We start from the raw sequence: 12,113 nt of genomic DNA, 5'->3' as shown, positions 1-12,113 counted from the left end.
ATTATAGAATAATTTGGTGGTAAGGCATATGATAGTACAGGTTGCATTAATAAGCCCTAAACATATAATCGACCGTTCTTTTGACTATATTGTTCCAAAAGAATTAGAAGACGCTGTAAAAGTCGGTATCCGCGTCCTGGTGCCGTTTGGTCTATATAATAATTCCGTTGAAGGACTAATCGTCGGTATCTCGCAAAGCAGCCAATTTACCAGGCTAAAAAGAATAAAATCAGTAGTTGATACTAAGCCGGTTTGCTCTAAGGAACTTCTTAGTCTCTGCGTGTGGATGCAAAATAGGTATTTGTGTCCGTTTTACAGCGCATTTAAGCTTATAGTGCCGCCGAAAATGAAAACTGTGATACGCAGGTGGGTAAGTCTCCAAAACGCTGATACAGCCGGTATTTCAGAATTTCAAAAGAAAATAGTTGATATACTAACTCAAAATGACGGGATTATGGAATATGACCACCTTGGTGAACTTGTTTCTTCCCCCGCTTATCACCGTTCTCTTAATTCTTTGGCAGACAAAAAAGTTATATCTATATCTGAAAAAATAAGCGATTCAATCAGAGAGCTTACAATAAGAATAGTCAAGCTTAAAATATCGTCTGATGAAGCTTATGCGGCCGCTGATGAGCTTTTTAAGAAACATGCTCATGTTCAAGGCAATATGCTTTTAGCTTTAGCAGACAGTGAAAAACTGACGACTTCGGAGATAATAGCATTGTCTGACGGGAACTACAGCTCTCTCGCCGCATTAACCGAAAAAGGGTTTGTTGAAATATACAGTGAAAAGAAGGTACGTGAAGTATATGACGAGTCTGATTATATTGTAACAAATGAATACGAACCCACTGATGAACAAAAACCTATAATAGATTATATAGATAATCTTCTGGACGAGAACAAACACGAAAAGATACTTATCAGAGGCGTCACTGGAAGCGGCAAAACAGAAATTTTCCTTCAAACAATACGAAAATGTATTGAAGATGGAAAAAGAGCAATAATGCTTGTGCCTGAAATCTCTTTGACTCCTCAAATGGTTGAAAGATTCGTCAGCCGTTTCGGGAAACGAGTCGCTGTAATACACAGTGGATTATCGTATGGAGAAAGATTTGACCAATGGAACAAAATAAAAAATAATGAAGTAGACGTTGTTGTCGGCGCTAGAAGCGCAATATTTGCTCCTCTTGAAAATATCGGAATGATAATTCTTGATGAGGAACATGAAAACAGCTATAAATCTGAAATCAATCCGAGATACCATGCACGGGAGGTTGCTGAATACAGAGCTTCGGCAAACGGAGCTCCTTTGATTTTGGCTTCCGCTACCCCTTCTGTCGATAGTTTTTATCATGCAAAAACACTTGGAGATTACAAGCTGTTTGAAATGAATAACAGATATAATGACAACTCCCTGCCGTCTGTTGAAATTGTTGATATGAGAAGTGAAATATTTAATTACCATAATATGTCTCCGATAAGCAATAGACTGGAGTTTGAAATTCGTAAAAATCTTGAAAAAAATGAAAAGACTATACTTTTTCTGAACAGACGCGGTTATAACACCTTTGTTTCATGCAGACAGTGCGGATATGTAATGGAATGCAAAAACTGCAGTATTCCTCTTACCTATCATATGAACAGCGACAGTTTAGTTTGTCACTACTGCGGATATTCTATCAGGAATGTTTCCGTATGTCCTGAATGCGGCTCAAAGCATATTAAATTTTTTGGCACTGGAACCCAAAAAATTGAAGACGAACTGAAGCGGCTTTTCCCGGAGGCAAAAATTTTAAGAATGGACCGTGACACCACTTCAACTAAAGGAAGTCATGAAGCGATATTAAATAAATTTAAAAATGGAGAAGCAGATATTTTGCTTGGCACACAGATGGTAACAAAAGGATTAGATTTTTCTGACGTCACCCTTGTTGGAGTACTTGCCGCAGACTCCTCTCTTGGAGTTGATGACTTCAGAGCAAATGAAAGGACTTTTTCACTTCTCACACAAGTTTGCGGGCGTGCCGGCAGGGGGGATATTCCTGGCCGGGCAGTCGTGCAGACATACCAACCAAAGAATTCTACAATTGAGTTTGCTAAAACTCATGACTATATTGGTTTTTATGAAAATGAAATAAAATTCAGAAAACGCTTGAATTATCCGCCGTTTTGTGACATAATAAGTATATTGGTTCAGGGAAAAACAGAAGATATTGTAAAATCTGAAATCAGTTCTGTTTTTGAATTTGTTAAAAATTCCGATGACAACCACAATAATATAATTAAACTGGCTCATCCTATGCCTGCGCCTATTCAGAGAATTAAAGGGGATTACAGATACAGAATATTAATTAAGGTCAGGGACGCTGATTTATCTCTGGATATTCTCCATGAAATCAATAATACCCATATTCAAAAAAACAAAAACACTACTATGATTATTGATATCAATCCAATTAATATGAGTTAAAACGGAGGAAAATAATATGGCAATAAGAAACATAGTTAAACTAGGTGATGAAATACTTACCAAAAAATGCCGTGAGGTAAAAGAAATAAACGACAGAATAATTTGTCTTTTAGACGACATGACGGAAACCTTAAAAGCCGCAAATGGAGTCGGTTTAGCCGCACCGCAGGTTGGTGTTCTAAAAAGAGTTGCCGTTGTTGATACAGGGGATACTGTGTTAGAGCTTATCAATCCTGAAATTATATATACGGAAGGCGAACAGACAGACGCCGAGGGGTGTTTAAGCTATCCGGGCAGATACGGCTTAGTAACAAGGCCCAAAATAGTAAAAATCAGAGCTACCGATAGAAACGGAGCTGTGTATGAGTATACAGGCGAGGATTTAGTCGCCCGTGCTTTCTGCCATGAAATTGACCATTTGGACGGCCATTTCTTTACTGAACTGGTTACTGAATGGATAGAAACTGAATAGAAAATAAGAGCCATAACAAAAGTTATGGCTCTTTATAATTTGCAAAATTGAACATTTTATTTCACAAATTCAGACTTTTTTAATTTAAAAAATATGAAGTTTTTAAATTAAAAACTACATTCTTGAACATAAAAAGATAAAGATAAGTATTATTTAACACATAATATAATTAATTAATCATCTGCGATTTGTCATTCATAAATATTCTGTCAACGGAATCTACAAAATCACAATATTCTATAGCGTCCATATCCTGCAGCAAAACTTTAAGATTATCATACATATTTTTAATATTTACAATAACAATTCTTTGTTTTAGTTCGCCGTAGCTTTTCAAAACAAGTATTTCAAACAATTCATCCAATACCCCTATTCCTGTAGGTAGAACAACAAACATATCGGAATTTTTCTCCTGCAGTTCTTTACGTTTTCTTTTATCATCAGACAAAATCAATTCATCGATTTCCTGAAACAATGGATTATTAAGTCTTGGCGTTTGAGGTGCAACAGCTGTGATATACCCTCCATATTCCTTCACGCCTTTGGCTACTTCTGACAAAAGCCCTTCACCGAATCCGCCATATGTCAATCCGTATCCCATGCTTCCTATTAATCTTCCAAGCTTCCTTGCCTCTGCCATTATTGAGGAATTAAATTCCTTAGCGGAACCAAAAACACAAATGTTCATAGCATTTACTCCTATTATTATTTCGCAATTAAATATGTATTTAAATCTAAGTTATATTTGCTTCCATCTGACATTTTAATAGTTAAAATACCATTGACAGAATCAAAGTCAAAATAATAAGTTAACTTATCATAGTTATTTACATTTAAATATTCCTTATCTATATTTTCATAAATATAAGAATTTAAAATTTGAGTTAATTCCACAATTATATTGTCATGTGTAAATTCAATCAATCTATAACTGTACCTCTTCTCCGGTGTGCCGGAACCTGTATATTCATACTCATAAAGATAAGCATAAATCTTATTTCCTTTATACTCATATTCGGCTACACAGTTTCCCAGCTCCGAACCATAAAAATAATCGTCCCACATTATTTTCATATCATCATAAGCCGAAGGTATATATTTTAGTTCAATTTTATAATCATCTAAATTATAATTCATTTCGGTGTTGTTTATTTGATAATCATAAGATGTGAAGTGCGGAGAATCATTGATATCAGATATTAAAATATAATATTCACCATCAACATTATACGGTATCATACTTTTGTTATTAATATAAATTAAAAAATCGCTTTGATTACTGCTCATCGCTTTCAAATATTTAGCATTGCCGCTTATACTTGCACTTTTTATCTTGTCCTGATTTAATTTTTTATCACTGTTATACACGGCAAATCCATATCTGGATTTTTCATCAAGGCCCATATCATATCCGCAGAATTCCAAATCAGTAAATTTGACCGCGTCATTTCCTCCGATAGAATAAACAGGTATTTTGACCCCATTCACATCAGCGGTAAAATCAGAAATTCCAGCTAAATATCTAGCGCTCAAATATTCATCGCTGTTTGACGGAGAAATCATCAATGTAGTCAAATCAATCTGCTTATATTCATTTACCCCATCAACCTGATTAATAAAAAACAATTTTGAACCGTCAGGACTAAAGGTGTACTCAATATCGTTGCTTAGATAGTATGAATTTACTACAGATTCAAGGTCGACTATAAGACCTGATTTATATATAAGATTCATAGTGTTATAGTATCCGCCGTGAGGCAGTCCGCCAATACCTTTCTCAATCAGCCAGTTGTTTTCATTGTGAATATTTTCAGTGTAATGTTCCTCCCACGCCAATGTTTTGCTCAAATAATGAGAAACAGCTTCTTCATATGAAACTGAATTCTTAAGCGAGGTAAACAGTGAAAGCAATCTTTTTGAGTCATCATATGTATAGCTCATTTGATATTTTGTATTAACATCCTCACTAAGGTTTTCACTGGTTCCCATCTCTTCCACCTTAGCAACCATTTTCCCGTCTATTGCATAAGCTTGTATCAACTTGCCGTTAATATAGGCGTTTATATCTGTCTCATATGTGTATCCCGCTGTTCCCCCAACCTTTCCGCGCTCAATGCTGGGATTATAATCCGGATTGACAGTTCCGGTTTTAGTGATAAACACCGACCGTATATTATCATTATAATAGACCGTATAACCGTAATTTTCTAAATCCTCAAGTGCTATAAGGGTCTCCCCGTCTATCGAATAGCTTTGTATATTTTTACCATCCACCTGTGTGAGAATATCAGTTGTGTATATAGTATCTTTTATATCACCGTTGGCTGCGTATACTTTTGTGAATAAAACGCATGATATTATAATCAAACCAATTATAAATACTGAACACTTTATTAAAATCCCATTATTTAAATTTCTGCAACTAAACATTACTGCTTCACTCCTTTTATAAAAGTTAATATTATTTAGACGATTTATTTTCCAGTAGGTTCCAAAAACAAGTTTCCGAAACAAACTTACTTTAATTATTTAAACTTTACAAAAAAACTGCATCGCAGTTAAATTGCGATGCAGTTATAATAAAACAAATATTACTTAGATTTCTTAGCTCCGGCTTTCGAAGCAGAATTAGCTTTTTTAGCCTTAACAGCAGAATCTCTCCATGTAGCCCAAAGCGGACCGGTAACAAATACTGAAGAGAAGAAACCAACAACAATACCGATAATAATCGGAAGAGCGAAAGCTTTGATAGCCGAAACACCGATTATATAAACCATACCAATGGTAAGCAATGTTGTTATAGTAGTATTGATAGAACGAGTCATTGTCTGCCAAATACTGTTATTAGCAATTTCGCCATATGTTTCTTTTCTGGAATGACGTGTATTCTCACGGATTCTGTCCATGATTACTATAGTATTATTAATTGAGTAACCAAGAACAGTCAGCACCGCCGCAATAAAGTTAATATTTACTGATATTCTGAACAATGAATAAACACCGAGCAAAATCAATACATCGTGAACTAATGCGATTATAGCAACACATCCTGATGTAAACTCAAATCTGATGGTTACATAAATCAGTATGCCTGCACAAGCAAGCAATGCCATCCACATAGCGCTGCGCGCCAATTCCTGACCCGAAGAAGGAGAAATATCATCAAGACTCTTAAGTCTAACTCCTGAGGTTAATGTTCCTCTTGATGTTGCTTCCAAAGAATCCGGAGTAGCTGATGGAAGCGCTGTAGCTTCTGCAGCTGCGGCCACATCCGGTGCAGCTGTTGTTTCCGGAGCTGCTGTTGCCTCAGCGGCTGCCTCTGTATTCTGATTTTCATTATCAACAACCGGGGCTCCGAATCTACCTTCTAAAGCGGTAGTAAGACTTTCCTTAACAGATGCGGAAAACTCTGCTCTTTCATCATCTGTCATATTCTTATCATATCCAACTTTAACAATAACATCTGAACCGGCTTTCTGAATAGAAGATGCCTTTTTGCCTTCAATTGCGTCATTTACCAATGATGTTATATCTCCGGTAGTGAATTCTCCGTTTATTTCATATGTTAATGCTATACCGCCTGAAAAATCCGTATCAAGATTAAATCCTTGGAAAATCAGAGAAACAATACTAATTAAACTTAAAACAATAGCAATACCAAAGAATATCCATTTTTTCTTTAATATATCAAACATTACGCTTCTCCTCCTTTCACACTTTCTGACCCGGTTTTCTTTTTACTAACACCATAGAGCCAGTTATTTCTAACATTCATTCCTATCATCTGTTTGAGCAGGAACTTAGTTACAAATATAGCCGAGAACATTGATACGATAACACCCATAAGCAATGTCATACCAAATCCCTTAATTGTTCCCGTTCCAAGCCACCACAAAATAACAGCAGAAATGATAGTTGTTACATTTGAATCTATAACTGCTGACAATGCTCTGTTAAATCCTGACTCAACAGAACTTCTTACTGTCTTTCCAAGCTTTAATTCCTCTTTTACACGCTCGAAAATAACGACATTTGCGTCAACAGCCATACCTATCGCAAGTATAATACCCGCTATACCGGGCAGCGTAAGATTTACGTGGAAGTTTGCAAGCAAAATAAGTACAATTGAAAGATAAAACAGTAAAGCAATATCCGCCATAAGACCCATGATACGGTATACAATAAGCATAAACAAAAGAACAAGTATCAAACCAATAATACCCGCTGTAATTGCCTTTGATAAAGCTTCTTCACCCAATGTAGCGCTTACAACCTTAACCTCGTCTGTCTTCAATGAGAAAGGAAGCTGACCTGACTTAATATTAGCTGCGAGAGCTTTTGCTTCCTCAGCAGTAAACTGGCCTGTGATAATACATGTCTCACTGTCAATCTGCTGCTTAACCTGAGGCGCTGTCAAAATGTTTCCATCCATTTCTATTGAAATGAAGTTCTTACCTGATGATGCCGCAGCCGCTGCTGTCTTCGTAGCAGCTGAGAACTTACTTTGACCTTCATCTGTAAATGTCATACTAATATAATATGAACTCTTTGATATTCCCTGCTCTGTCTGACCATATTCCGACTTAGCGTCTTTAACCTCACCGCCTGTCATAATCAGATTTCCGTCAGCGTCTTTAAACTCAAGCTGAGCCGTTGCTCCGAGAGTTTCAACCGCTTTGTCTGAATCCTGAACATCAGGAAGCTCAACTCTTACCTTGTTTGAACCCTGCATAGTAACGCTGGCTTCAGTATAACCCTGAAAATCAAGACGTTTTCTCAGCAGATTAACAACGTTATCCATATCCTCTTCAGACGGCTCGTCTGTATCCGCCTTAAACACTATAACAGTACCGCCTTTTAAATCCAGGCCCTGAGTGATTCCATCACTGTCCATTATACCGGGAATTCTATATTTCTCGGTAAAATCAAGACCATACAATCCAACATAGAAAAGTGCCGCGATAACCAAAATTATAGCCGCAAATTTCACTAAACTTCTGGACAATTTCTTCTCCTCCTTAAATTTGAGTTTTGCTCATATATATTTTAATTATTTTTCGATTTTATAAAACTATAAAAGTCCTTAACAAATCATTACAACGCTTCCAACATTAAACGATGTTCGCTCACTTATCATACAAGCTATTTCACCGTCTACCCATCTTTGGGCTATAGACTGTTCATTATAAAACGTTCCAAAATATGAATCTGTTCTTAAATTTCTATCAATAACATTACCGGATATAATAAACGTATCACTGTTTCCGGGATGGCTTTCCATATCAGGAGGCGCACTCATAGATATACCGAAATCAGCACAATCGGAAATGGAAACAATACGCTCAGTTTTAGATTTTTCAACAATTAAAGCCTGGCTCAGAAATGAAAACAATGCGGACAACAAAATAAATACCGCAACAACTGCTGATGCAGAAGCGATATTTTTCTTACTCCCCAACATATAATCACCCCTCGCCGGACAACAATATAATGTATGCAAACAAAATACAAACACAAAACCTATGTATAAACATAGCAACATTAGCATACCGGACTATTATAGCCTTAGATTATGATTTAGTCAAGAGAAAATATAAAATTGTTAATAAAATTTTATATAACGAAACAGATTTATAACAAATAAAAAATCAGCGGTTTAGCCGCTGATTTTAAATAAAGCTTATTAATTTTCAAAATTTCAACAGAATTAAGTTAATTTTGTTCCATTAACATTAAGTTCAAATTTAGCTCCCAAACGTTCTGCCGCACGTCGGCACATTATCATACGCGCCAAAAATATTTCAAAATAATCGGTTACTGAGCAAATATCTGTATCGATGGTTAAATCCATTTTTATAACCTTGGTTTCAACTGAATTTTTACTTCTGCTCTCAACTGAAACTTCTGACACGACCGCCGCATAGTTAACTCTGTCGTGGATATCAAAATCTTTATTATCTCTTGTTTTTACACGGCTGCGCCTAACATCGGTTTTATCAGCTATTATTAATGCTGAAGCCAATGAGTTAACAGGTATCCCCGTACCCTCGTCATGATTTCCTATAGCTCCTATAACTTTTGCTATCTCAAGCGGCGCCGTTCCCATTCTGGTGAGAATATTAAACGCCATCATAGCGCTTGACTGAGCATGGTCAGCACGGTTTATTACATTTCCTATATCGTGTATATATCCTGCTATACGCGCAAGTTCAGCTGTGCGCCTGTCATAGTTCAACGATATAAGTATCATATGCGCAATCTTCGCTACTCTTTGAGCGTGAAGCAGTGAATGGTTTGTGTATCCTAAAGTTCCTAGATATTTATCTCCCATTTCAAGATATGTCTTTATTTCTTTATCCTTAACAATATCCTGAAACGTAATCAAATGTTCTTCTTCCTGTATATTCTTTAGATTATTGTTTATATTTTCATTTTGACCTGACACACCCATTCACCTCATTCTCAAATTTATTTTAATATCAATCCGCCAGTGCCGCCTTAGCATATAAACTGCATTCAACTCTCTTTTTCATCATTTCACAGCTTAATTTATGAGGCTTATTCATATCACCGTTAATCAAACAAGCGTTAGCAATACATCCTCCGCTGCAGAAAAATTTAGCAAAACAACTGTCACAGTCAGGTTTTGTATAAACATTGCATTTTTCAAAAGTCGAACGCAGTTCTTTATTTAGCCCGTTGGAATCGTAGAGACTTCCCATCTTATATTCCTCGCTGCCAACAAACTGATGACAGGGATAAACATCTCCGTTCGGCGCCACAGCTAGGTATTCACAGCCGCAGCCACAGCCTGACAGCCTCTTTATAATACAAGGGCCTTCTTCAAGGTCAATCATAAAGTGGAAAAAGTTAAATCCATTTCCTTCCTTTATTCTCTTTACATATTCTTTTACTAAACTTTCATACTCATTAAAGATTTTCGGCAAATCTTCTTCTCTTAAAGAATAATCAGTCTCTTCGCCGCAAACAACAGGTTCTATAGAAATCTGCTTAAAGCCCAAGTCAGCTAAATGAATTACGTCTTTTGAAAAATCCAGGTTTTCTCTGGTAAAAGTTCCTCTGACATAATAATTATCCTGGTTTCTGCTTTCAGCAACTTTCTGAAAAATAGGAACTATTTTATCATATGAACCGCTTCCGTCAGCCCGGTATCTCATTCGGTCATTTACTTCTTTTCTTCCGTCAATACTGAGTACTATGTTTGACATATTTTCATTAATATATTCAAGTTTTTTCTCATCAAGAAGTATTCCGTTAGTTGTTACTGTAAAACGAAAAACCTTGTTATGCTTTTTCTCCAATTCCCTGGCATATTCCACAACTTCTTTTACAACCTCAAAGTTCATTAAAGGCTCTCCGCCAAAAAAATCAACTTCCAAATTCCTCCGGTGCCCGGAATGCTCAACCAAATAATCCATAGCGCGTTTTCCGGTCTCTGCAGTCATAAGTTCACGTTTTTCAGTGTGATATTTACCCTCGTCGGCAAAACAATATTTGCATCTTAAATTACAGTCATGGCTGACATGAAGACACATCGCTTTTACCGGTGCATTTTCTTTTAGATTTGAAGCGATTTCAAAATCGTCCTTTGCCCACAGCATACCGTTTTCATATAATTCAGCAATATCTGCAAGTGCGTCACTGATTTCACCGCGGTCGTAATCATATTTCAAGTCGTCAATCAGCTTAAACTTTGCTTCTGAAGAAGTTGGAGCAAAATTCTTCACATTCAAAAAATTAATTATATCATAAGAAAGTTTGTCCATATCGTGAACACAACCGCTGTTAACATCAAGAGCTATATATTTGTCAAACATTTTAAAAGTATGTACCATAATAATCTCCTTGTAAATAAACGTAAATCGGACGTCCTATGTTAAACAAGGACGCCCGCAATGCTATCTTTATTTGATAATTCAGAATATCGGCAAATACTAGACTTGCCTATTTATATCCTATTTATTATCGTTCTCGCATTTTTGGTTGGCAACTGTACAAGATGTCTTGCAAGCTGATTGGCAAGATGTCTGGCATTCGCCGCAGCCGCCCTTGCATGCGCTGTTTTTCAGTGAAGCACTGTTTAATGTCTTTATTCTCTTCATTAGTAACCTCTCCTTTATATAAACTAAAATTATTAATTTACTATTATAACTTGTATGTATCAGCGTTTGCGTTTTTTCTTGGTATATCTGTTTATACCAACAACTCCGCCTAAACCGCTGACAGCTCCCCCTACCGCAAAGTTAGCGATAGCCTCGGGGGAAAACGAAATACTTTTAAATCCCAGCCAGCCAATCAAATATACGATTACCGCATAGACTACACCGGCTATCACACCTATTAAAAGACCGTTTTTACCATTATACCCGGCGGCTTTAAAGCCAACCATAAATAGGCAGATAAGAGATACAGCAATAACAATATAGTTTAAAACAAATTCCGGAATATCATAAAATGAAGCCGCAACCGAAGTCAGAAACAGCAAAATTAAAGCCGCTCCAAAACCTATGCAGATACTTTTTATGAGAGAAGAAATTGTTTTATCTCCTCCTGACGTTTCACCGCCGGATTGCTCACGCTTAAATCCCCCGGGAGAAAATCCTCCCTGCCTCTCGCTTTTTTGAAAAGCACCGCTTGTCATACAGCACACACCCTTTGCAATAATTTAAAGTTATTAAACTATATGCAAAGAGTGAATACTAAATGTCAAATTTTAAAAACTACTCGGCATCAGCAGCTTCTTCCAAAGGAGCGACATCGCTTTCCTTGGATGTTCCTTCGCTGATAAGACGCGCTATAGCGCTTTTCTCAATAGTAACATAAGACTTTGTTGTTCCAACGCCTGTCTCCAAAATGAAAAGATTGTCTTTAACTCTGTTAATCTTTCCATGGATACCGCCGATTGATGCAACTTCATCTCCAACTTTTAATGAAGAAATCATGTCCTTCAATGCCTTTTCCTTCTTCTTCTGCGGTCTAATCAAAATGAAATAGAACACAACAAGAATCAAGGCCATCATAAGAAACGGATAAAAGTTCTGTAATTGACTTGCGTCCATTGCTTAACCTCCTATTAAAGTATAATGACGTTATTATAACCTTATCAAAATCAATTTGCAATAGTTTTTTAAAAATTTATCAAAA

The 12,113-nt window shown here is 36.4% G+C and carries 12 protein-coding genes; 2 read left to right on the top strand and 10 right to left on the bottom strand.

Going from position 1 to position 12,113, the window contains the following annotated elements; genetic code table 11:
- The first annotated feature begins 28 nt into the window (after positions 1-28).
- A complete protein-coding gene (gene priA / locus B9O19_RS10970) occupies positions 29-2,476 on the top strand; it encodes a primosomal protein N' (protein WP_102366455.1) in 2,448 nt (815 codons plus the stop codon).
- A gap of 16 nt (positions 2,477-2,492) precedes the next feature.
- On the top strand, positions 2,493-2,948 hold the full coding sequence (def, locus tag B9O19_RS10965; protein WP_102366454.1) for a peptide deformylase: 456 nt from the start codon (positions 2,493-2,495) through the stop codon (positions 2,946-2,948).
- A gap of 169 nt (positions 2,949-3,117) precedes the next feature.
- On the opposite strand, the gene B9O19_RS10960 is transcribed toward def, so the two are convergent.
- The 10 genes from B9O19_RS10960 to yajC all read right to left on the bottom strand — a co-directional run bounded on the left by B9O19_RS10960 (position 3,118) and on the right by yajC (position 12,028).
- Entirely contained in the window at positions 3,118-3,636 is a 519-nt protein-coding gene (locus B9O19_RS10960; protein WP_102366453.1) for an LOG family protein, read from the bottom strand.
- Between the two features lie 17 nt (positions 3,637-3,653).
- Positions 3,654-5,378 (bottom strand): hypothetical protein, encoded by a 1,725-nt coding sequence (locus B9O19_RS10955; protein WP_102366452.1) that lies wholly within the window; start codon positions 5,376-5,378, stop codon positions 3,654-3,656.
- A 161-nt stretch (positions 5,379-5,539) separates the two neighbouring features.
- Positions 5,540-6,643 carry a protein translocase subunit SecF gene (gene secF / locus B9O19_RS10950; protein WP_102366451.1) on the bottom strand — a complete coding sequence of 368 codons (1,104 nt, stop codon included), beginning with the start codon at positions 6,641-6,643 and terminating at the stop codon, positions 5,540-5,542.
- Positions 6,643-7,953, bottom strand: coding sequence for a protein translocase subunit SecD (secD, locus tag B9O19_RS10945; protein WP_102366450.1), 1,311 nt, complete (start codon positions 7,951-7,953; stop codon positions 6,643-6,645). The genes secF and secD overlap by 1 nt, the downstream gene beginning before the upstream one ends.
- Positions 7,954-8,031: 78 nt before the next feature.
- A complete protein-coding gene (locus B9O19_RS10940) occupies positions 8,032-8,409 on the bottom strand; it encodes a hypothetical protein (RefSeq protein ID WP_102366449.1) in 378 nt (125 codons plus the stop codon).
- Positions 8,410-8,655: 246 nt separating this feature from the next.
- The gene (locus B9O19_RS10935; protein WP_353964140.1) at positions 8,656-9,279 is read right to left on the bottom strand and encodes an HD domain-containing protein; all 624 of its coding nucleotides are present in this window, start codon (positions 9,277-9,279) and stop codon (positions 8,656-8,658) included.
- 148 nt (positions 9,280-9,427) lie between these two features.
- Positions 9,428-10,804: a thioether cross-link-forming SCIFF peptide maturase gene (gene scfB, locus B9O19_RS10930; protein WP_102366447.1), complete on the bottom strand. Its 1,377-nt coding sequence runs from the start codon at positions 10,802-10,804 to the stop codon at positions 9,428-9,430.
- A gap of 120 nt (positions 10,805-10,924) precedes the next feature.
- Positions 10,925-11,071 carry a six-cysteine ranthipeptide SCIFF gene (gene scfA, locus B9O19_RS10925; RefSeq protein WP_102366446.1) on the bottom strand — a complete coding sequence of 49 codons (147 nt, stop codon included), beginning with the start codon at positions 11,069-11,071 and terminating at the stop codon, positions 10,925-10,927.
- Positions 11,072-11,130: 59 nt separating this feature from the next.
- The gene (locus tag B9O19_RS10920; protein ID WP_102366445.1) at positions 11,131-11,610 is read right to left on the bottom strand and encodes a TIGR04086 family membrane protein; all 480 of its coding nucleotides are present in this window, start codon (positions 11,608-11,610) and stop codon (positions 11,131-11,133) included.
- A gap of 79 nt (positions 11,611-11,689) precedes the next feature.
- A complete protein-coding gene (yajC, locus tag B9O19_RS10915) occupies positions 11,690-12,028 on the bottom strand; it encodes a preprotein translocase subunit YajC (protein ID WP_245862931.1) in 339 nt (112 codons plus the stop codon).
- Between the last annotated feature and the right edge of the window lie 85 nt (positions 12,029-12,113).

It is taken from the genome of Monoglobus pectinilyticus (genome assembly GCF_002874775.1).
Lineage (GTDB): Bacteria > Bacillota > Clostridia > Monoglobales > Monoglobaceae > Monoglobus > Monoglobus pectinilyticus.
Note: the sequence above shows the minus strand (reverse complement) of the source record. Positions and strands in the feature narration are given on the sequence as shown.